Source organism: Taibaiella soli (genome assembly GCF_003236175.1).
GTDB lineage: Bacteria > Bacteroidota > Bacteroidia > Chitinophagales > Chitinophagaceae > QKTW01.
Genome location: NZ_QKTW01000003.1, coordinates 379,564 through 402,084, shown reverse-complemented (window position 1 = coordinate 402,084; position 22,521 = coordinate 379,564). Strand labels below are relative to the sequence as shown.

Below are 22,521 nucleotides of genomic sequence, written 5' to 3'. Positions count from 1 at the left end.
TGCTATCGGAATTGAACCGCTTCTTTCTTTCAGGCCTTTAACCTGCGCATCTTTTTAACTTAAGAACTGTGTTATCTTTTTGTTGCTTTCCGCCGCGAAGCGGGCTGCAAAGGTACGCTTTTTATTTTCAAACTTCCAAATCTTTTTTCAAGATTTATTTTCACAACTCGTTCAGCCTCTGTTTGAAACAACCGCGCCTTTTAAAGATCTTCTTTTTTCTTTGCCACTTTTCAGAAGCGGAGTGCAAAGGTAGTGTTTGTTTTCAAACTTCCAAACTTTCTTTGAAAAAGTTTTTCAAGTCTCGCTTTCGCCGAATCGCTTGCTGTGCAAGCTTTTCAGCCGCTTCATCACCTCTGGCAACCTCTTTAAGAACTGTCCCGTTTTTGTTGGGAGTGCAAAGGTAGATAAAGTCTCTTCACTTCCAAATGTTTGGCGCAAGTTTTTTGATGAAAACCTCCTTGTAATGGACGGAATGCAGCACTGTGGCCTGGCATGCGTTTCAAAATATATGTCGGCGTCCTTTGCAATGAAGCAAAAGGCACACTATTAGCCTTCTTATATAGCATAACCATGTAGTCTGTTACTTTTTGCTTGAACAAAAAGTAACCAAAAATTCAAGGCTTAAGGAAACTACGGCTAAAATGAAATGGCGTCCAGCTACAATTATTGAAGCTTACTATCTAGCGCTAGGGCTGTCCCTGGCGAAACTATAACTGAGCTTCGGAGCTCCGGGCACCACCATAATTGCTTTACGCTGGAAGCATTCCATTTTTTAACGCCGGAGTTTCCTTAGGCCGGACGTGTTATGCAAGCGAGCTTTACTGCCATACACCAACATTAGTACGCTAGTCTGCTATTTTTTTGCTTGCACCAAAAAGCGCTTTCTTCACCCGATCACGCCGGGGTTCAGACAGTCGCCCGATTTAACCACATTGCTACTGTGCCGCCAGGCAAAGGCTCCTTGACCTCAGATTTCCCAGTCCCGACTGCTGGAATTGCAATTTGCCTATGTTATGTAGTAGTGATTGCATATTATATATACTGCAGAATAGCGACCGGAACGATGAAATGATAGCCCTGATGGTAGCGGCTACCCCACAGCGAGGTAACGAGCGAGGAGTAATAGCGGACAGCAGGACGAATGCTGATTGGAAAATTGTGGTTTGGCTCCTCTACTGTGATATTATATATAGTATAGGGTTTCGTGTCGGAAAATCAGTGGTTCGGCGATTCGAATGTTTTATTGCCAATTTGCGATGGAGGTTTGTCGTTGATGATTATTCTGTTATTTTTATTAGCGATTCCGCTCTATGAATAAGATATTTCGTCCTTTTTATCTATTCCTGTTCCTATCTCTTTATGGTGTTTCAACTGTTTTGGCTCAGTCAAACGGTGTGGGCTTTCAATATTATCAGAGTCTGATTTATGTGCATGTGAAGATTAATAACAAGCCAGGACTTGTGTTTTTGCTGAATACCGGGGCCAATACTTCGGTATTGAACACGCAGACTGCTAATATTATAAGGCTGCCGGAAGTGCGGGAAGACAGTGTGGAGGGAACTGTGGGCTATGAACGGGTGAAAGTGCTCCGGATAGCGAAGATTCAACTGGGTGATGCGCGGGTGGATAATATGGAGATTACGAAAAGGGATCTCAGCAAATGGCCGGCACCGGATCAGAAGCCTCTGGACGGCATTCTGGGTACGGATTTTTTACGCCAGTTTTATGTGACGATTGATTTTAAAGCGCATAAGCTATTATTGACGCCTAAAAAACCTTCGGTCAAGTATCTCTATAATTTTCCGTTTGAGATGGAGGATAACATCCCGCAAATGAATGTGAAGCTGAACGATTCAATACGGATTCCGCTGCGCTATAATACGGGTGTGAGTCTGGTGGGGAACCGCGATATCTTTATTAATATATCATACGATACCTGGCGCAAACTTAAAAACCTGGATATGACACTCACAACAGAAAGCTATATGACCGGGACTGCAGTGGGTGGCAATGTCTATTTGCCGGTGGTGCAAATCAGATCGATGGAGATCAGCGATTTTATTGTGCGCTCACCTTATGTTATCATTCAGCCGGAGGAAGGATATTTTAAACGTCCGGACGCTGTTGGCTTTTTAGGCAATAACTTTATGGAGAAATTTGAAAAGGTCTGTATCAACTTTAACGAGCAGAAGATCTATTTCAACATTCCGAAGGCCAGAGCGGCTAACATTGTGGTAAAGAAGCCAATAAATAAGTCGACCAGGAAGCGAACTTAAGATGAAATTTTGGTTACGGTTAAACATCAAGCATAATGATCAGTCCAATAACCTTGATGAATATGAAAACTATATTTACTTTTTTACTTATTTCTCTGTTTTGTTTTGTCAGCGTTGCACAAGCCCAATCTTACGCTGTACGCGGCCGCGTGTTGGATCAGCGCGATAGTTCTTCGGTAATCGGCGCTACTATTCAGTTGATTTTTCAAAGCGACAGTGCTAAAAAATCCGGCACCACTTCTGATATAGACGGTTATTTCCAGATTCCGAATCTTAATGCAGGCAATTATACGATACGCGTTTCTTATCTCGGGTACGCGACACAGGAACGTGCCGTGCACATTGTAAGCGGAGATATCAATGTAGGTACAATCCGTCTGAAAGCTTCCAGCAATGTATTGCAAAACGTAGTGGTACAGGCGCAACAAGTGCGCGCGCAACAAATGGGCGATACCACTCAGTTTAACGCTGGCGCCTATAAAACAAATCCGGATGCATCGGCCGAAGACCTCGTCACCAAAATGCCGGGCGTTACTTCTGATAACACTGGTGTGAAAGTAAACGGCGAGACGGTACAGACTGTATTGGTAGATGGCAAACCGTTTTTCGGGGATGACCCTAGCCTCGCGTTGAAAAATCTACCGGCAGAAGTCATCGACAAAATTCAGGTGTTTGACAAACTAAGCGATCAGTCACAGTTTACGGGTTTTGATGATGGCCAGTCGCAGAAGGCAATTAATATCATTACCAAACGTGGCAAGAACATTGGTGAATTTGGTAAAGTGTATGCGGGTTATGGCACAGACGACCGTTACAGCGCGGGCGCCAGCATGAATTATTTCAACGGTGATCAACGCATTTCCCTCATCGGACTTTCAAATAATATCAATCAGCAAAACTTTAGTGCAGAAGATCTGCTGGGTGTAAGCGGCGGTAGCAGCGGCGGACGTGGCGGCGGCTATGGTGGCGGTGGCGGAAGTCGTGGTGGTGGCGGTTCTTCGTCAAGCAACTTTTTAGTTGGCCAACAAAATGGTATCACCAAAACAAACTCAATCGGCCTGAACTATAGCGATGCGTGGGGTAAAAAGATAAAAGTAACAGGTAGCTATTTCTTTAATCAGACAGATAACACCAATAGTACACAACTGACGCGCAACTATTTTACCAATAGTGATACGGCAGCGCAGGCATACAACGAACTCAGCAATACGGAAACCAAAAACTACAATCATCGCTTCAATGTACGTTTTGAATACACGATCGACTCATTTAACTCGCTGATCGTAACCCCAAAACTGAGTTTCCAGAATAATCAATACACGACAAATCTACTAGGCGCCACCACTTTAGGCGACGCTCCTGCAGGGGCGACGAATAATCAGAATATTTCCAACAACACTGGTTACAGCTTTTCTAATAACATACTCTTCCGTCACCGCTTCGCGAAAAAAGGAAGAACGGTTTCACTGAATATCGGTACACAGCTGAACGAAAAAAATGGAGATGGCAAGTTGTATGCATTAAACCAATACATCAATGATACTACCCTGCTCGATCAGCAATACACTGTCTACAGCAATGGCTACACGGTTTCGCCAAGCGTTGTGTATACAGAACCTATGGGCAAAAAAGGCCAGCTGATGGTGAACTACAGCCCGTCTTACACCAAAAACAAATCAGATAAAGAGACGTACAATTTTGAATCGGCAGATCAGGCTTATACAGATTTAGATACGATTCTTTCCAACAAATACGACAATACTTATATCACACAGAAAGGTGGCCTGAGCTATCGACTGGGCGATAAGAAAATGAACTTTATGGCGGGTGTGAATTACCAGTACGCCACGCTGCAGGGGACACAGGATTTCCCGTACCCATTAGATATATCCAAACCGTTTTCTTCTGTATTGCCGCAGGCGATGTTTAATTACCGCTTCAGTCAGGGCACAAACCTGCGCGTTATGTATCGCACAAATACAACCGCGCCGAACATTACGCAATTACAAAGTGTAGTAGATATCTCAAATCCACTTTTGTTGCGCACTGGTAACCCTAATCTGAAACAGGATTTCGAAAACACACTCACCATACGCTACGGAAAAACAAAATCCGGCGGCGGCAGCAATTTCTTCATCTACGCATACGGAAGTTACATCCAGGATTATATCGGTAACGCTACCTTGATTCCGACCAAAGACAGTGCATTTTCCAATGGCATTACTATCAATCGCGGTAGCCAACTGACTTTGCCAGTGAACCTGAACAACTATTTTACGGGTAAAACATTTGTTACTTATGGTATTCCGGTTGGCCTGATTAAAAGCAATCTGAACCTGAATGCAGGTATTAGTTACAGTCATGCTCCTTCCTTAATCAACAACGTAGAGAACTTCTCTAACAGCACGACAATCAACGGCGGATTTGTGCTGAGTAGTAATATCAGCGAAAATGTAGACTTTACATTATCGTACGCCGGTAATTACAATATTGTGAAGAACACTATTCAGACGCAGTCAGACAATAGCTATTATTCGCATGTTGTAAGTGCGAAGCTGAACTATATTCTTTTCAAGCGCCTGGTGATTAATACCAGTCTCAATGAAAACCTGTACTCTGGTTTAGGCAGCGCTTATGATCAGAACTTCTTCCTGTGGAATGCTTACATCGGTTATAAATTCCTGAAGGATCATTCGCTGGAGGCACGTGTAAGCGCATACGATATCCTGAATCAGAATAAAAGCATCAGCCGCAATATCACAGACACATATATTGAAGATAGCAGAACGCAGGTGCTGACGCAATATTTTATGTTTACAATTACGTACACACTGCGCCATTTTAAAAGTGGTGGCATGCCTACTAATACTAATAATAACGGCGGTCCAGGTGATATACATGCGCCGGGCGGACGTCCTCCATATGGCGGTGGCGGACCAGGCTACTAACACAATTCAAAAGTCGAAATCAGAAAGTCGAAACGCGCGTTATTTAATTAATGCGCGTTTCGACTTTTTGCCACCGGCAGGGATACCCCAGTTGCGCTGAGTTGCGTCGCAGTTCATCCTGAGGCAACGAGGGATCTCGCAATAATGTAGGCACACACTACGCGGGCCCCTTCCTTCGTCAGGGTGACAAACACGAGTACACAAACAGAAACAAAAAATCACGAGCAAACACATTAAGCACATTAAACAGATTCGCCACATTGATCACATTCCCAACACTGTTTCTTGCGTTTATTTGTCATCCTGAGGAATCCGTGAGGAGCATTATTAGTGCTACTATTTTGCTTTGCCCATTGTCATTTGTCCATTCTTCCTCGTTTCCAATTAAAGAAACCGTAATTCTGATTGAAGCGGAGTAGTTTCCCGATTGAGAAATCATGTTTCCTGTTTAAGAAACGCCATTTCTCTTTAAAGAAATGACGATTTCTATGCAAGAAATCACATTTCTGCATAACGCATTCACGTTTCATGTTTGAATTTTCACAAATTCACCATTGACCATTGCCCATTGACCATTGATCCGTATATTTAATTACCATAATTAAGAAGATATGCTCTTTACGGGAAAAACATTTTTTATAACAGGCGCAAGCCGCGGAATTGGAAAGGCAATAGCTTTAAAACTGGCTAGTGAAGGCGCTAATATTGTGATCGCAGCAAAATCTACAGAAGAAAATCCGAAGCTTGGCGGCACTATTTATTCGGCAGCTAAAGAGATTGAAAAAGCAGGCGGTAAAGCATTACCAGTACAATGTGATATTCGCAGTGAAGACATGATCATTGAAGCGGTACAACAAACGATTGAAACTTTCGGGTTTATCGATGGCGTCGTAAATAATGCTTCTGCAATTTCGCTTACAACTACAGAACAAACAGAGACAAAACGTTTCGATCTGATGCATGATATCAATGTGCGCGGAACATTTTTAGTTACCAAACATTGCATTCCGCATTTGCGCAAATCAGACAATCCGCATATTCTTACACTGTCTCCGCCCATCAGTCTGGATCCAAAATGGTTTGGCCCGCACGTAGCTTATACGATGGCCAAATACAATATGAGCATGATGACGATCGGCTGGGCAGAAGAGCTGAAACATTCAGGCATTGCAGCCAACTCACTCTGGCCGGTAACAACCATTGGGACTGCAGCAGTACAAAATCTGCTGGGCGGCGATTATCTTACGCAACGCAGTCGCAAGCCAGAGATATTAGCGGACGCGGCTTTCCATATTTTTAAACAAGACGCTAAAACATACACGGGCAATCTTTTCCTTGATGAAGACGTGCTGCGTGAAGCCGGCATCACCGATCTCTCGATGTACTCAGTGAAGCCGGGCGGAGAATTACAAACCGATCTGTTTGTAGAAGTTTAAATTATTTTGCAACGAATGGAAGCACTTATGCTTCCATTCGTTTTTTCACCCTTTGCAGGTGACATTTTTACCAAAGCCATTCCTCATTTTTGAAATCAAAATCACCACCTTTTGCAATCTATACTTTCTCTTCAAGGTATCTCTAAAGCCTACGGCCCCATTCAGGCACTGAAGAACGTTTCATTTGATGTGCCGCCGGGCAGTGTGTTTGGCATTCTTGGTCCCAACGGCAGTGGCAAGACCACCCTGCTCGGCACCGTCCTCGACGTTTTAAAAGCTGATTCGGGAAACTACAACTGGCTGGACAATACACCATCTGAAAAAGCACGTCAGCAAATCGGTTCGCTGCTTGAGACGCCTAATTTCTACCATTACATGTCTGCCTTCGATAATCTGGAGATCAGTGCATCAATCAAGCAACGTGGCATGGATGACCGGCTGCGCGTATTGCAGCTTGTAAATCTTCTGGAACGCAAGGACAGCAAGTTTCAAACATTTTCACTCGGCATGAAACAACGGCTGGCAATCGCTGCAGCCTTGCTTGGCAATCCGAAAGTACTGGTACTGGACGAACCGACAAACGGCCTGGATCCGGCTGGTATCGCTGAAATACGCGAACTGATCCGCCAGCTGAACGCCGGCGGAATGACGATCATTATGGCGAGTCATCTTTTGGATGAGGTAGAGAAAGTTTGCACGCACGTGGCGATCCTGAAAAAGGGTGATCTGCTGCTAAGCGGTCCGGTAGACGAAGTATTGCACAACGAAGATCAGATTGAAGTACGCGCCGCAGATATGAATCTACTCTTGCAAACGGTAAAAGAACTGCCGGGCATCGGAAATATCATGCAACAAAACAATACGCTGCAGATTAGTATCACAGATGGATTAACGACAACTAAGCTCAACGAATATCTGTTTTCTAAAGGCATTGTGGCGTCGCACCTCTCACTGAAAAAGAAAAGCCTCGAAAGCAGGTTTATGGAGCTTACTTCGTGAATGGTCAATGGTCAATGGTGAATCCTTGTGAAACGTGAAAAGTGAAAAGTCAAAAGTCAAAAATCAAAAACTGATCAATTGACAATGCTCATGAAATGATAAAAGGCTTCGACTTCACTCAGTCTGACAAAACGCGAATGTCAACTGTTCATTACCGACTACAATTAAACACAGCTTTATACCTGATACTTTATACCTGATACTAAAAAAGAGAAAATGAAACAACTTATGGCCATTGAATGGCTGAAAATAAAGAAATACCGCACGTTCTGGACGATCATGCTTTTGTTTGGCGCCTGCGTATTGCTATGGAATCTTGGTGTTACCACTGGTGTCTTACGTCTGGGCGGAGACGGAATTAATCTGCTGGGCAGTTCCAATTCTTTTGGAGGTATTTGGGATACGGTCACTTATTACACGAGTAATTTTGTTTTAGTTCCTGCTATTTTTATTATCATCGGAATCACCAATGAATACCAGTTTCGTACCAACCGGCAGAATGTGATCGATGGCTGGACCCGTCTTCAGTTTTTTCATGCCAAATGGTATATGATGAAATCGCTGGCACTGACCGTAACGCTATTTGTTGCCGTAATGGGCCTGGTAATCGGGTTAATCACCGGCGCCTCTTTTGCGTACATCGGCGACAACATTGAGAAGCTGGTATACATGCTTATCCTCTGCGCCAACTATTTTGGCTTTGCCCTGATGATTTCAGTATTTGTAAAACGCAGTGGCCTTGCTATTGGTATCTTGATGTTGTACTGCATGATTATTGAAATGATGCTGCATTTTTTCTTTCTCTTCAAACTAAAACTGCCATTCCTCGATCTGCTGCTGCCGCTACAAAGCAGTGATGAGCTATTGCCTTCGTCTACGTTTAATGCCTTGTTGAAAACAGGAAAATTCGGATATCAGCCACCGACGCTCACCTATGCGATTGTTTCCTGTATCTGGATTTGTATCTATTATTTAATAGCCCGACGCAGATTGATGCGCAGCGATTGGTAAATTTGCAGTATGCAATTAGACAATCGACCTGTTATTCTTGTTACAAATGATGACGGCATTACTGCGCCAGGCATTCGTGCGCTGGTAGAAGCTGTAAAAGACCTGGGTACTGTGGTAGTAGTGGCTCCTGACAGCCCGCAATCGGGCATGGGGCACGCCATTACCATTGGCAAGCCATTGCGTCTCGACCGCGTTTCTGTTTTTGAAGATCTGGGCATCGAGGCATATCAATGTTCGGGCACGCCCGTTGATTGTGTGAAACTGGCACGCGATAAAATCTTAAAGGGCAAACCGGATCTATGTGTGAGTGGCGTTAATCACGGCAGCAACGCATCTATCAACGTAATCTACTCGGGCACCATGAGTGCGGCTATGGAAGCTGCTATTGAAGGCATTCCTTCTGCAGGTTTTTCGCTACTGGATTACAAGTTTGATGCAGACTTTACAGTTTCTAAAAAAGTAGCACACACTGTTGCAAGCCGCATGCTGGAAAAGCAAATGCCGCCGAATATGCTGCTCAATGTGAATATTCCGATAACCACGCTTGGTGAATTTAAAGGCTTAAAAATATGCCGCCAGGCGGATGCTAAATGGGCGGAAAATTTCGATCACCGCATTGATCCGCGTGGACGAGATTATTATTGGATGACGGGACAGTTCGTAAATATGGATTCGGGCAATGGTACCGATATTGAGGCGCTAAAAGAAGGTTATGCATCTATCGTTCCGATCAAGTTTGATTTTACCGATACGATCATGAAAAGCTGGCTGGAAAAGGAATGGGGTGATTAAATTAAAAAGGCAAAAGGCAAAAATCTAAACTTGCGAGTCTTTTAAATTAGCAGATCAGACATACATAAGAAGGCCGGAACGATTGTTCCGGCCTTCTGCTATAGTATTATCAGCGTTTCAAATCCCGTGGTCCCTTCCCATCGTGCCAATGACACATTTAAAATTGAGTTCAATTTCAAGGCTCTTAGTTTGGCAGCACAGTAGCGATGAAGCTCAATCGAGCGACCGTCTAAGCCACGGAGTGATCTGGCTTAGACTGCCCTTTTTTGCCTACTTTTTTTGGCATAAAAAAAGTAGGAGAATGATGGTTCGAAGCCAGATTTGAAGGCCTATTGCTAAATCAAGATGTCATTGTCTTTTGATTATGGGCGCCATATAATTAGTCAGGGGGACTAAACGCGAGTGGGTTTCCCAACACGAGCGTTGCCCATTCCCCATTGACCATTCACGACATTACCATTTCTTTTTAAAGTCTCCTCTGCTAAAGTATTTCTCAATGAGACAGTAAAGCACTATAAAGAAATACCGGCTTCCCATTTCGCGTATCTTCAGATTGGAAGTACCATGTTTTCTGTTCTGCCAGGAATTTGGCACCACACTAAAACTATAACCACGCACAACCGCTTTCAGCGGCAATTCTACCGTAAGGTTGAAATGCGGTGACATAAAAGGTTTGATACCATCAATCGTCTGACGTGAATAGAGCTTGAATGCATTGGTACAATCGTTGTATTTGAGCTTAAACACAAAGCTTATCATGTTGTTCACAAAACGGTTGATGTATAATTTCTTCTTCGGATAGTCAATCACCTTTCCACCTTTTGCAAAGCGGTTGCCGAATACACAATCAACCTTCTGCTCCAGCATCGTATTGTAAAACTTAATCAGATCCTGCGGGGAATCCGATAAGTCGGCCATTACCACAGCTACACAGTCACCCGAAAAATTTTCCAGTCCTTTGCGCACCGCATAACCAAAACCGTTGTGTGGCGGATTATTAAAAATGGTGCGCAACGTTGGTACTGTTTGCTGGAGTTCCGTTATGACTTCAATCGTATTGTCTTTTGAATTATCATTGATCACAAGCAATTCGTGATCGATATTATTTTGATGCAGCTCCTGATAAAATGCTAAAATAGTATCCGGGAGATTCATTGCTTCGTTGTAAGCAGGAATGACAACACTTAGTTTCATCTGCTACACACGACTTTTTAAGTTATCAAAAATCTGCGTCAGCGTGCTCTCCAGATTGTATTTATACTCCCATTCCGGATAATGTTCTTTAAACCTTGACACGTCAGAAATATACCAGATATGGTCGCCGATGCGATTGTTTTCCGAGTAGGTATATTTCATTTTCTTGTCCGTAATCTTCTCGCACAGCTCTATTGCCTCAATCATCGAACAATTGGAAAAACGTCCGCCGCCGGCATTATACATTTCGCCGCTTCTTGGCGCTTTGTAAAAGTTCCAGAACATATTCACCAGGTCCCAGGCATGAATATTATCACGCACCTGCTTGCCTTTATAGCCGAAGATCGTGTATTCATTACCTCCAATAGCACATTTCATCAGGTAAGACAGAAAACCGTGCAGTTGTGCACCAGAGTGCTGCGGGCCTGTCAAACAACCACCTCTGAATACCGCAGTTTTCATGCCGAAATATTTACCATATTCCTGCACCATCACATCTGCTGCTACTTTGGACGCGCCAAAAATAGAGTGCTTGGATTGGTCGATACTCATCTGCTCATCGATTCCGTTTTTAAAATAACGGTGTGTTTCATCGATTTCCCAGCGTTTTTCGTGTTCTACCAGTGGCAGGTAATTTGGCGTGTCTCCATATACTTTATTTGTAGACGTAAAAATAAATACCGCTTCCGGGCAGTGCGACCGCGTGAGCTCCAGGAAATTCAAAGTACCGTTGGCATTAATCGTAAAGTCAGTCAGCGGCTCTTTCGCAGCCCAATCATGACTTGGTTGTGCAGCAGTATGAATGATGAGTTTGATATCTGTATTGTACGCTTCAAATATGTGTTGAAGACCTGCATAATCTCTGATATCAAGGGCATAGTGCTTATAATTGTCAAACTGATTTTCCAGTCTTTCCTTATTCCATTTAGTAGACGCCTCCGCGCCGAAAAAATAAGCACGCTGATCGTTATCAATCCCAATGACCAGATCCATCTTATCTGCCAGAAAGCTTACGCTTTCGCTTCCGATAAGACCGCCGGAACCCGTTACAATTGCAATATTCATGGTTAATTCAGTATTTTTTTGAGCTGAGCCTCGTTTTTATTTATCCAGTGAAAAATATCTTCAATAATATTAGTAACAGTACGGCGCGGTTGCCAGCCGATATGTTTATGAATACGGGAACAATCGGTGATGTATAGCGGGATATCGCCTTTTCTGTTTTCCGGCTGCGATGCAGCATTTACTTTATTTCCAGTAACATCGGCACAAATATCTGTCAGCTCTTTCAGTGAAACACTAGTCAAAGAACCACCGCCGACGTTAAATGTATGTCCGCCTACTTTGTCGAAATTGTGAATCTCATAGTCTACCAGATCAAAAAGATCAAGGATGTGCATCACGTCTCTCACCTGCTTGCCTTTGCCACCATAGCCGAAATAGGCTACATCATTTTTCCAGTAGTGACGCGCTACCCAAAGCGTAATCACGCCCTGATCTACCTTACCCATTTGATATGGCCCTGCTACAACGCCACAGCGATTGATGACATAGTCCACGCCAAAAAACTCGCGGAACTCTTCAATCATTAATTCAGACGCCAGTTTCGTGGCGCCATATATAGACCGGGCTTTATTCAACGGAAAATCTTCGCTAATACCTTTTTCAGTAATGCCCGCAAGCGACTGCAGCTTCGAAATTTCAAAACGGTTATCGCCTTCCGTGTAGCTGATATTTTCTAAATGTTCGATTGGATAAACGCGGCTGGTAGAAAGGAAAATAAATTTTGCCTGATGCTTCGCTGCCAATTCCAGCGTATTAATAGTACCGCTCAGGTTTGTATTGATGACATAATTGAGTGTGGCATCCATGCCTGCCATTACGGAAGGCTCCGCAGCGGCATCAATAATGTAGTCAATTTTATGCTCGAAGACCAGATCTTCTTTATTGCGGATATCCCCATGAATAAATTGTACCCCGGCGTCTTTGAGCCGGACAATATTGAGTTCAGAACCGCGACGTTTCAGATTATCTAACGAAATAATTTGGTAATGCGGGTATTTTTCCTTGAGTTGGATCGCCAGGTTGGAACCAATGAATCCGCAACCACCGGTGATGAGAATGGTTTGTTGTTGCACTTGTTGATCTGATTAGCTAACTGTTTATTATAAATTGCCCAGCAATGTAGGTAATTTTTGTTTTATAACAATTCCATTCTATGATATTCCTAATACATTAATTATCAATTCAAAACAAGAAACAAACAGATCCATATAATAGCGAACAATGACAATTCATTTTTTAGAGAATATATAAGCCCGGAAATTAATCGCCAAATAAATACAGGTGTGTCAATTCAATATTAAATTCCTTACGAACGGTACCATTTTCCTACCAACGGCAAATCGGGAAACTGATCATGGAACGCACAGAATCAAATCAAAGTTGAGCCTGGACGAGGTATAGTTTTACTTTAATCTTATTGTCGACACCCGATAAACGATCTGTCAAAAACGTCACCGATTTTACATTTGCGCCAACGTGATTGAAATCCGTCGTCAGGTGCTGAAACAAGCTGGCGTCACCCGGAAGCGCATACGCACCAGCCATTAGGTCTTCATTGTTGTGTAACGGCGGAATAAATCGGAACGGCGCCAACGTATCTGCAATCGCATCGTTCAAATGTATTTTCACAGTCGTTGCAGGCGGCTGAAATAAGAACGTCTGAAGCTTTCCGACGCTACTGTAATTAACAGCTGCATTAAATACAACGACACCTTCCTGATGAGCCGGAATATTCAACGCCTGGCCGAAAGATACAGTCGTATCCAGCAGTAGTACACGTTTCCATTGTAACGGTACCTGACGTTTGGTGAGTAACAATTGCTGGTCTGCTGCGTTGCCTGCGTATTGATAACGGCTCCATATCGTCCATTTGCACAACGGATCATCCCAAAACGGATTCCGGTCATCTACACCGGCGCCATCATAAAAAATGGTATCGGGAGCGTCAGCGCCGCTGTAGTAAGCCGTGTTGATGGAATCAAGATGTCTGGACACAGTTACGATCGATTGAAATGCCGGACGATTATGCCAGTTATCGTTACTATTTGTCTTCTGATTGATGCACTGATTAATGTAGTAATCGTAAGAACCGCCGCTGGAAAGATTTTCTGGTTGTTGCTGTCCCATTGCGAAAACCAATTGCTTCGTGTAATTGAACAGCGGTGCAGGTTTGAAGGTAAAAACGGGAATATTGCCCTGATATCCTTTTATAAACCGTACGCCGCAAATTCCCAATACAGCCAGCATCGTAATCGCCCAAAATCCGCCCACTATATTCCGTATGTCCGGTGTTACGAGATACAAACAAAAAACGACGAGCGGCGTTAAACAGAGATATTGATTGAAATGTTCACGGTCGAATCTTGTAAAGCCTTGCTTGAACAGGATAAAGTACAGAATAAAAATATTGGCGAACAGCAACACTTCCGCAATGCGTTTGGCTGCCAGACTGCGAATGGACAAGTATGCCAGCAAAAGGATCAACACAACCGAAAACACAACACCAATGTAAAATACCCCGCGATACGCAGTGGTAAAGTAATACATAGAATGCGTGTAGTAAGCAACGGTATCAAGCGAAGTCTGAAAATAGGAAACGTAAGAAACATGCGTCAGACTGCCGATCAGCATGCTCGCACCTAACATTAAAATCAGACTACCCAACAGTGTACTATATTTTCTAGTGCTGATCAAAAGATACACAAGCGTTGGCAGAATAAAGGCGACCGACCAAAGTGTATTTAATTTGATGAACAATAGCAACGCAATGTTAATCGCTATGATATAAGCCACCCGGTGACGCGCACTATCTTTATACAACAAGATCAACAGCAGCACATTTGATAACTGTAATAGCCAATTGACCTCCCAAAGACTTACCAGCAGCCCGATGCCATATATGCAGGCCATCAGATTGCTGTATTGTTTGAGTAATATTCTGAAAACAACAAAAAGATTAAACCCTATATAAATGTCGAACGCGAATTGCAGAAACCATAACGAAAATGGAAAGCTCCGCGCTGAAAGAATTCCCAGCGGACCGTAAGTGTAAATAACGTCTTTACCCCAATGATAGCGTTCAAAATGAGCCGAGAAAAAATGCAGTGCCCATTTCCATCCGTTATCAACCAGCGTCGTTTTATCAGAAAGATCGTTGTAAAAATCTCTGGGAAAAATAAAGACCAATGCGATGACAAATAGCAGACAGGGAAGGTATGTTTTCTTCAAAACGTCATGTTTGAACATATAACGAACAGGTTTTCGGGCAGGCAAGGTAATTAATAAAAATTACCGGAAGAATATCGTTGCATTGCGAAAAAACAAACATTGCAAAACTCCTGTAAAACGGCTCTTATAGACGCATAGTAGTCTTTTTCGTTTTTTTCCTACTTTCGCAGCGATAAGTTCTTTACTTTATTTCATTATCAACCGGAAAGGTTTTACTTAATGTAGATTAATAGGGAATTGTGTGAAAATCACAAGCTGTCCCGCAACTGTAAGTAACCAGATAGTTTTTGCCGCGTATGTCCACTGTCCCGATAAAATCGGAATGGGAAGGATGGCAGAAATGTTACAAGCCAGGAGACCTGCCTTACCGGAATTGACAATGCTTTCGCGGATTGAAGCAATGGTCAGGCAGATATGTTGGTAACCACCGCAAAGGTGCGCCTACTCCTGTCTTATCTTTTCTGATTTTCTTTCACCGATCGCATTGCGGAATGGAGCATGGAGCTTTTAATTGATTTTTTCATTTTAAAAGCGTCAAAATGCGCACACACAACTTAGGCTACCCGAGGATTGGCAGCCAACGTGAACTCAAAAAAGCCTGCGAGGCTTACTGGGCTGGAAAAATTACGGCCAGTCAATTAATGCTTACCGGTCAGAAGATCAGAAAACAAAACTGGCAATTACAACAAACAGCCGGTATCGATCTTATTCCGTGCAATGATTTTTCCTTCTATGATCAGGTGCTGGACACCAGCTTGATGGTAGGTGCTATACCGGAAAGGTATCATGCGCTGCTACAGGAAAAGCAAGTTCCGGAAATTGATTTGCTGTTTGCAATGGCTCGTGGTTATCAAAAAGAAGGTTATGATCTTACCGCGATGGAAATGACTAAGTGGTTTGACACCAACTACCACTACATTGTACCAGAATTCGCAGCCAACCAGCATTTCAGCCTGCTTTCACATAAAGTGATCAACGAATTTATCGAAGCAAAACAAAATGGCATCGCTGCAAAACCAGTATTGTTGGGCCCCGTTTCATTCCTGCTTTTAGGCAAAGAAAAAGAAACAGGTTTTCATCGCCTGGATTTAATTGACCGTTTGCTACCTGTTTATTTTGAGGTACTAAAACGACTGGACGATATCAATGCACATTATATTCAATTCGACGAGCCTTGCCTGGCGCTGAATTTGAACGATAAAGAACGGAAAGTCATTACCGATACTTATCAGAAAATCAAAAAGCAGTTCCCGCATCTGCATCTGATACTCGCCAGCTATTTTGAATGCTATGGCGAAAACCTTTCCACTGTTTTACAATTACCAGTAAATACACTGCACCTCGACCTGGTTCGATGCCCTTCGCAGATCGATGACATTTTCGCTTCCGGATTACTCAACGACAAACTCAATCTTTCATTGGGCCTGGTAGATGGCCGCAATATCTGGAAGAACGATTTTGCACAATCGCTGGAATTAATCAGCAAAGCAAACACGAAAGTACCTGCGGACCGCCTGTGGGTGGCGCCTTCTTGTTCGCTACTCCACTCGCCTTGCGATCTGGATCTCGAAACAAATGATGATGCGCTGAAACCTGAAATTAAACAATGGATGGCTTTCGCAAAACAGAAAATAGACGAAGTTGTTACGCTGAAACGTCTGGCAGTAGAAAGTGATAACGATGCGTTGCAACAGAAACTACAGGACAATACAGCGGCGCTGAAAGCGCGCAAAACATCGCTGGTGATTCATAATAAAAAAGTAAAGCAACGCGTAGCTGCGATTACAGAGGAAGATGCCAATCGCGAAAACGAATTTGCGACCCGCAAGCTGAAACAACGTGCAGCATTAAATTTACCGATGTTCGCAACAACTACAATCGGCTCGTTTCCGCAAACAACGGAAGTACGTAACTGGCGTGCCAATTTCAAAAAAGGAATCATCAGCAATCAACACTACAATGATTTACTGAAACAGGAAACCGAAAAAGCGATTCGCTGGCAGGAAAGCATCGGCATGGATGTGCTGGTACATGGGGAATTTGAGCGCAATGATATGGTTGAGTATTTTGGCGAACAACTAGATGGTTTTGCATTTACAAAAAATGGCTGGGTACAGAGTTATGGCAGTCGCTGTGTAAAACCGCCGGTGATTTACGGAGATGTGAGCCGCCCATTTGCGATGACGGTAAAATGGAGCGCTTATGCTCAATCCTTAACCGAAAAATGGGTAAAAGGTATGCTGACCGGTCCTGTTACAATCCTACAGTGGAGCTTCGTCCGTAATGATCAGCCGCGCAGTGAAACTTGCACACAGATTGCACTCGCCATCCGCGATGAAGTGGTTGACCTTGAAAACTCCGGCATCCGTATCATTCAAATCGACGAACCAGCTATCCGCGAAGGCTTACCGTTGCGCAAAGAAAACTGGCAGGAATACCTGCATTGGGCTGTGCGCGCATTCCGTATTGCGGCCAGTGGCGTACAAGACGAAACGCAGATCCACACGCATATGTGCTATTCGGAATTTAACGATATCATTGAAAACATTGCTGCGATGGACGCGGATGTAATCACTATTGAATGCTCGCGCTCACAAATGGAATTGCTCGATGCTTTTGCTGATTTTAAATATCCGAATGAAATAGGACCAGGTGTTTATGATATTCACTCGCCGCGTGTGCCTTCAAAAAAGGAAATGACTGACTTATTGAAAAAAGCAAAAGCGGTGATTCCCGCCGAACAACTTTGGGTGAATCCTGATTGCGGATTGAAAACGCGTCATTGGGAGGAAACACAAAAAGCACTTATTGAAATGGTCGCTGCTGCGCAGGAAATGCGCCTTCAAATCTAAAAGCTCAAAGCCGATGGTCTGAAGTTGCGTTCTGCGTTGGGGCTTCGACTGCGCTCTGCCTGACAAATCAGTAATGAATGGTGAAACATAAATGTTGTCAAACAAAATGGTGATACGTGGAGACGTTGCGTGCAACGTCTCTACGTAACCCACAACGTAAAACGTACAACTTACGACCTATAACTCATAACTTTCAACGTCTCAAATCACTCATATGACGTGCAAACACGAAGTAAAAAATTGTCCCCGCTGTAACGGTCCATTTGAATGTAAAGTGGGTGATATCGCGCATTGCCAATGTATGACGGTTACACTGACAGATGAGGAGCGTACGTTTCTCGGTGAACGGTTTGATGATTGTCTTTGCGCCAACTGTATGCGAGCGTTGAAAGCTGAGTTTCACAGCAAACTTTTTCACGACAAGCTGGAACATATTTCCGCTTTGTTCACAAAGCCTAAAGACTAGGTCAAAAGCTTACCACAACTTATTAATTAATACCTACAACTGAACATTCAGAAATGACAACTGAAGAAAAAATTACACAATCGGAAACTCGCATATTTAAAGCAGTGTTTCCCAGTACTACCAATCATTATGACACACTATTTGGCGGCACAGCCATGCAACTGATGGATGAAGCAGCGTTCATCACCGCCACCCGATTTTCGCGCCAGCGTATGGTTACCGTCAGTAGCGACAGGATTGATTTCAAGAAACCGATTCCTGCAGGAACGATCATAGAATTGATTGGTCGCGTTACGTATCTCGGTAATACGAGCCTTAAAGTTCGAGTAGATATTTTTATTGAACAGATGTATACAGAGCACCGCGAGAAAGCAGTAAGTGGCGACTTCACTTTTGTTGCGATTGATGAGGACAAAAATCCGGTGAAGATTTTGAAATAATAGAGCGCGCAATGGTCAATGGTGAAAGGACAACAGTGAATGGTCAATGGTGAATGGTCAATGGTGAATGGTCAATCATGTAAAACTTAAAACGTATAACTTAAAACATACAACTTAAAACGTAGCACTCCTACTCCAGACATATAATTTAAAACACCCAACTGAAACCCGCCACCAGAGAGGCATACATGAGGAAACATTTCCACATGACACGACAAATTCTCAATTTTTCAGGATAAATCGTCAAAATTCCGCCGTTAGTAGAAAAACCATGCCGTTCGTCAAGGAAATTCGTTCCGAACGAACGGCGCGGCGTTTCTTTGTGGAAGATTTTATTGCAGTACCAAATAAGCCTTACAAAAATACCTAGTTAACCCCGAATAAATTTTACCTGACAACCCTGGATTTTGCCTACTGAGCCCTGAATAAAGTACCTATCAAATCCGAAATTAACGACCGTTAGACCCTCAGTAAAAAACCTGTCAACCCGCAAGAGCGACCTGTCGACCCGTAAGTAATTAATGAACCCGGAACCCTATTTTTCTTCCCTTTTCCGAAAAACCTTTGTACTTTATTCTAACGCGGACCAGTAGGCTCCGCGTTTTTATTTTTGGGGGAAATTGTAGCGTATGACGAACTATCAGGGATCAACCATCCACAATCAACTATCAATTGTCAATTGTCCACTGTGACCTGTAATTGCTTACTTTAGCATCCATTCCGAACCTGATAAATATTCAACAATGAATGATGCTATAAAACAGCTGGCGCCTGAACCGCTGTGGTCTTATTTTACAGAACTGAACGCAATTCCGCGTGCATCTAAGAAAGAACAAAAAGTGGTGGCCTGGATGAAAGCTTTCGGTGAAAGTCTGAAGCTGGAAACAACAGTAGACGAAGTAGGCAATGTAATTATCCGCAAACCTGCGACGAAAGGCATGGAAAACCGCCAGCCAATTGTAATGCAGAGCCACCTCGATATGGTGCATCAGAAGAACCGCGACAGCAATTTCGATTTTGATACGCAAGGCATCGAAATGTACGTAGATGGTGACTGGGTGAAAGCAAAAGGCACAACACTCGGTGCAGACAACGGCATTGGCGTCGCCACAATCATGAGCATTCTGGCGTCTGCAGATATTGCACATCCTGCGCTGGAAGCTTTATTTACCATTGATGAAGAAACCGGCATGACCGGTGCATTATCTCTGAAACCAGGCATGCTGCATGGCAATATCATGCTCAATCTGGATACAGAAGAAGATACAGATCTTACCATCGGCTGTGCCGGTGGTGTAGATATTACTGCACAGGGCGATTACGAACAAGTAGCACCAACGGGCAACACTGCGCTGCGCATCATGGTAAAAGGTCTGACTGGCGGGCACTCTGGCGGTGACATTCATCTGGGTCGTGGTAATGCCAACAAGCTGATGAACCGTATTCTGTTTAATCTCACCAAAGATTTCACAATTGGTATCAGCAGCATCGACGGTGGTAGCTTGCGCAATGCCATTCCACGCGAATCAGTTGCGGTTGTTACAATTGCTGATAAAGATCAGGCTGGCGTAAAAGAATCCATTCAAAAGCTGGCCGCGACTTTACAAGACGAATTCAAAACTACTGATCCAAACCTGGCAGTAACAGTTGATGCCGAATCTATGCCAGCAAAAGTTATGTCGGCCGATTTCCAGTATAAAATGCTGCGTGCTGTGTATGCCTGTCCATTCGGCATTTATCGCATGAGCCCTGAAATCAGCGGACTGGTACAAACATCTAACAACCTTTCCCGTATTCTCATCAAAGACGGAAACTATAGCCTGCAATGCCTTACACGCGGCTCTGTAGACAGCGAAAAATATGATCTCGCAGACGCTATTTCATGCGCTTTTGGCCTGATGGGTGCTTCTTCAAAATACAGTGGGGAATATCCGGGCTGGCAACCAAAACCGGATTCTGCAATTGTGAAAGTGATGAGTGATCTTTATAAACAATTGTTTGGCGAATCCGCACACGTCAACGCGGTACACGCTGGTCTGGAATGTGGCATCATTGGTGGCAATTATCCTAAAATGGAAATGATATCCTTTGGTCCAAACATTTTCGGCGCACACTCTCCGGACGAACGTGTTCAGATTAGCTCGGTACAGAAATTCTGGAAATATTTGCTGGAAACATTGAAGAACATTCCGGAGTAAATTCAAAAGTCAAAACCTAAAAGTAGTGACTGCGATTAAATAGCTTGATACCCAAAAGAGGCATCTTACGATGCCTCTTTTTTATTATAAATTACCAATTGCCGATCGCTGATTTTTTGATCGAATGTGTTTAACCAGTGCGATATGTTCTAGCACATTACCCAGATCTTATTTCTGTGCAATTGCTTTTCTCTTCAGTTCCGCCATCTGCTGTCGTACCTGTTGTTCGTAGGCGGCAGTGCTTACAGAGTCTGAGATTACCAGCACTGTTGATTTACGTTTCATGAATTTGCTATCCAGATAATCGGCTACCGTTAATTCAGCTTTATTGTTTCCACTCCGCCATACATACCAGGTAGTGTCCATCGCAAAATGTGCAATTTTACCCATTGTAGGCACGTACTTGGCTATGGTATCTTTTTTCGTAACAATCCTTGGCTGTCCATTTTTCGCTGTCATTACTTTATAAACCATAGGATCTGCATCCGCCGTAAAATTGATCAGCAATCCGTTGTGAAAAATCATTTCAATATGCTGCCACTGGCAGAAATTCGCAGCAGTTCCACAGCCCCACATTGCGAGAATACGATAACCAGGAACAAATCTTGCTACGGCCCAGCGCGCAGAATCTGATTTCAATTTTAAAGTAGTATCCCTTATTAGCTCAGCAGTGTAATTAAATCCTAACGGCGCTCTTCTGTTTTTCCAATTCTTAAACGGCTGCTGCCCGAACTGATATTCTTTGTTCCAGTCTTTCCAGCTTAGGAGCGTCGCATCTACATTCTTCTCTCCTATCATAAAAGACCGCATGCCAGATGGTGTAGGTATATCTTCCGTATGTTGGGCAAATGAGGAAAAGCTAATAGCAAAAAACAGAAGGATAAGGGAAGTGTACTTCAATTTGAAAGAGTTTTAGTTGATACTATAACGATACAAATAATATTTTATTTTACTACTATTTTATCATTATTAAAAGTGCCAAACGAGATTCCGCACATTCATCACATTCGACATGTACAACACGTTCCCTCCAAATCATCGCTCGAAAAATCAGACATCAGACATTTATGCCTAATTTCAAGTAACAAATCCCAAACGATGTCCATAACAAAAATCACAGCAACGGTAGAAGCCACCAATATCGGCGATGTTTTTACTACACAAATGAAGGTCGGCGATCACATTACGGTTGCGGACGAACCGCTGACCATAGGCGGTAAAGATGCGGGTCCTTCGCCAGCGGAATATTTATGTATGGCACTTGCTTCCTGCACCGCCATTACGCTGCGTATGTATCTGAAACGAAAGGACTGGAAAGTAGAACAGATAAAAGTAAACGTGAGTCTGGTAAAAGCCGCAGATGCAGCTTCTGGCGTCAATACATTTTACTGCCGTCTCGATCTGGGCAATGACCTGACTGAAGAACAACGCACGAAATTGATTCAGATTGCAGATGCCTGCCCGCTGCATCGCTTGCTGGGCACACCTAGTGAGGTGGTGACAGAGATGGCACACACAATCGCTGATGTCTGATTTCTGTTTCGCTTTGACGATAGGAGAAGTCCCGCAGAATTTGGATCGACAATACCGGGTTATTCCAAATTACGCGGGACGCT

16 protein-coding genes and 1 riboswitch are annotated in these 22,521 nt (G+C 43.4%); of the genes, 11 read left to right on the top strand and 5 right to left on the bottom strand.

The features are described 5' to 3' along the window. The first annotated feature begins 1,310 nt into the window (after positions 1-1,310). From DN068_RS03495 to surE, 6 genes are all read left to right on the top strand, one after another. Positions 1,311-2,276 (top strand): retropepsin-like aspartic protease, encoded by a 966-nt coding sequence (locus DN068_RS03495; RefSeq protein ID WP_110997494.1) that lies wholly within the window; start codon positions 1,311-1,313, stop codon positions 2,274-2,276. A gap of 62 nt (positions 2,277-2,338) precedes the next feature. Beyond that, positions 2,339-5,224 carry a TonB-dependent receptor gene (locus DN068_RS03490; protein ID WP_110997514.1) on the top strand — a complete coding sequence of 962 codons (2,886 nt, stop codon included), beginning with the start codon at positions 2,339-2,341 and terminating at the stop codon, positions 5,222-5,224. Positions 5,225-5,835: 611 nt separating this feature from the next. Then, a complete protein-coding gene (locus DN068_RS03485; RefSeq protein WP_110997493.1) occupies positions 5,836-6,660 on the top strand; it encodes an SDR family oxidoreductase in 825 nt (274 codons plus the stop codon). 111 nt (positions 6,661-6,771) lie between these two features. Beyond that, a complete protein-coding gene (locus tag DN068_RS03480; RefSeq protein ID WP_110997492.1) occupies positions 6,772-7,659 on the top strand; it encodes an ABC transporter ATP-binding protein in 888 nt (295 codons plus the stop codon). 216 nt (positions 7,660-7,875) lie between these two features. Further along, entirely contained in the window at positions 7,876-8,670 is a 795-nt protein-coding gene (locus tag DN068_RS03475; protein WP_110997491.1) for an ABC-2 transporter permease, read from the top strand. Between the two features lie 9 nt (positions 8,671-8,679). Then, positions 8,680-9,462 carry a 5'/3'-nucleotidase SurE gene (surE, locus tag DN068_RS03470; protein WP_110997490.1) on the top strand — a complete coding sequence of 261 codons (783 nt, stop codon included), beginning with the start codon at positions 8,680-8,682 and terminating at the stop codon, positions 9,460-9,462. 453 nt (positions 9,463-9,915) lie between these two features. On the opposite strand, the gene DN068_RS03465 is transcribed toward surE, so the two are convergent. The 4 genes from DN068_RS03465 to DN068_RS03450 form a co-directional block, all read right to left on the bottom strand. Beyond that, the gene (locus DN068_RS03465; RefSeq protein ID WP_110997489.1) at positions 9,916-10,656 is read right to left on the bottom strand and encodes a glycosyltransferase family 2 protein; all 741 of its coding nucleotides are present in this window, start codon (positions 10,654-10,656) and stop codon (positions 9,916-9,918) included. Between the two features lie 3 nt (positions 10,657-10,659). Then, positions 10,660-11,721 (bottom strand): NAD-dependent epimerase/dehydratase family protein, encoded by a 1,062-nt coding sequence (locus tag DN068_RS03460; protein WP_110997488.1) that lies wholly within the window; start codon positions 11,719-11,721, stop codon positions 10,660-10,662. A 2-nt stretch (positions 11,722-11,723) separates the two neighbouring features. Continuing rightward, positions 11,724-12,794 (bottom strand): NAD-dependent epimerase/dehydratase family protein, encoded by a 1,071-nt coding sequence (locus tag DN068_RS03455; RefSeq protein WP_110997487.1) that lies wholly within the window; start codon positions 12,792-12,794, stop codon positions 11,724-11,726. 301 nt (positions 12,795-13,095) lie between these two features. Beyond that, entirely contained in the window at positions 13,096-14,949 is a 1,854-nt protein-coding gene (locus tag DN068_RS03450; protein WP_123985223.1) for a hypothetical protein, read from the bottom strand. 190 nt (positions 14,950-15,139) lie between these two features. Then, positions 15,140-15,330, top strand: a riboswitch (cobalamin riboswitch). Between the two features lie 158 nt (positions 15,331-15,488). Between DN068_RS03450 and metE the strand changes: the two genes are divergently transcribed. The 4 genes from metE (at position 15,489) to DN068_RS03430 (ending at position 20,905) form a co-directional block, all read left to right on the top strand. Beyond that, complete coding sequence (gene metE / locus DN068_RS03445) at positions 15,489-17,801, top strand: 5-methyltetrahydropteroyltriglutamate--homocysteine S-methyltransferase (RefSeq protein WP_110997485.1); 2,313 nt, start codon at positions 15,489-15,491, stop codon at positions 17,799-17,801. Positions 17,802-18,015: 214 nt separating this feature from the next. Next, on the top strand, positions 18,016-18,267 hold the full coding sequence (locus DN068_RS03440) for a cysteine-rich CWC family protein (RefSeq protein WP_110997484.1): 252 nt from the start codon (positions 18,016-18,018) through the stop codon (positions 18,265-18,267). Between the two features lie 53 nt (positions 18,268-18,320). Then, complete coding sequence (locus DN068_RS03435; protein ID WP_110997483.1) at positions 18,321-18,707, top strand: acyl-CoA thioesterase; 387 nt, start codon at positions 18,321-18,323, stop codon at positions 18,705-18,707. A 743-nt stretch (positions 18,708-19,450) separates the two neighbouring features. Continuing rightward, positions 19,451-20,905 (top strand): aminoacyl-histidine dipeptidase, encoded by a 1,455-nt coding sequence (locus DN068_RS03430; protein WP_110997482.1) that lies wholly within the window; start codon positions 19,451-19,453, stop codon positions 20,903-20,905. 168 nt (positions 20,906-21,073) lie between these two features. Here DN068_RS03430 and DN068_RS03425 read toward each other — a convergent pair whose 3' ends face one another. Next, positions 21,074-21,805 (bottom strand): hypothetical protein, encoded by a 732-nt coding sequence (locus tag DN068_RS03425; protein ID WP_123985222.1) that lies wholly within the window; start codon positions 21,803-21,805, stop codon positions 21,074-21,076. A gap of 198 nt (positions 21,806-22,003) precedes the next feature. On the opposite strand from DN068_RS03425, the gene DN068_RS03420 reads away from it, so the two are divergent. Further along, entirely contained in the window at positions 22,004-22,438 is a 435-nt protein-coding gene (locus tag DN068_RS03420) for an OsmC family protein (RefSeq protein ID WP_110997480.1), read from the top strand. Positions 22,439-22,521 lie beyond the last annotated feature (83 nt).

Coding starts and splice junctions, on each gene's coding strand:
- DN068_RS03495 (WP_110997494.1), top strand. CDS start 1,311: ATGAATAAGATATTTCGTCCTTTTTATCTATTCCTGTTCCTATCTCTT.
- DN068_RS03490 (WP_110997514.1), top strand. CDS start 2,339: ATGAAAACTATATTTACTTTTTTACTTATTTCTCTGTTTTGTTTTGTC.
- DN068_RS03485 (WP_110997493.1), top strand. CDS start 5,836: ATGCTCTTTACGGGAAAAACATTTTTTATAACAGGCGCAAGCCGCGGA.
- DN068_RS03475 (WP_110997491.1), top strand. CDS start 7,876: ATGAAACAACTTATGGCCATTGAATGGCTGAAAATAAAGAAATACCGC.
- surE (WP_110997490.1), top strand. CDS start 8,680: ATGCAATTAGACAATCGACCTGTTATTCTTGTTACAAATGATGACGGC.
- DN068_RS03465 (WP_110997489.1), bottom strand. CDS start 10,656: ATGAAACTAAGTGTTGTCATTCCTGCTTACAACGAAGCAATGAATCTC.
- DN068_RS03460 (WP_110997488.1), bottom strand. CDS start 11,721: ATGAATATTGCAATTGTAACGGGTTCCGGCGGTCTTATCGGAAGCGAA.
- metE (WP_110997485.1), top strand. CDS start 15,489: ATGCGCACACACAACTTAGGCTACCCGAGGATTGGCAGCCAACGTGAA.
- DN068_RS03440 (WP_110997484.1), top strand. CDS start 18,016: ATGACGTGCAAACACGAAGTAAAAAATTGTCCCCGCTGTAACGGTCCA.
- DN068_RS03435 (WP_110997483.1), top strand. CDS start 18,321: ATGACAACTGAAGAAAAAATTACACAATCGGAAACTCGCATATTTAAA.
- DN068_RS03430 (WP_110997482.1), top strand. CDS start 19,451: ATGAATGATGCTATAAAACAGCTGGCGCCTGAACCGCTGTGGTCTTAT.
- DN068_RS03420 (WP_110997480.1), top strand. CDS start 22,004: ATGTCCATAACAAAAATCACAGCAACGGTAGAAGCCACCAATATCGGC.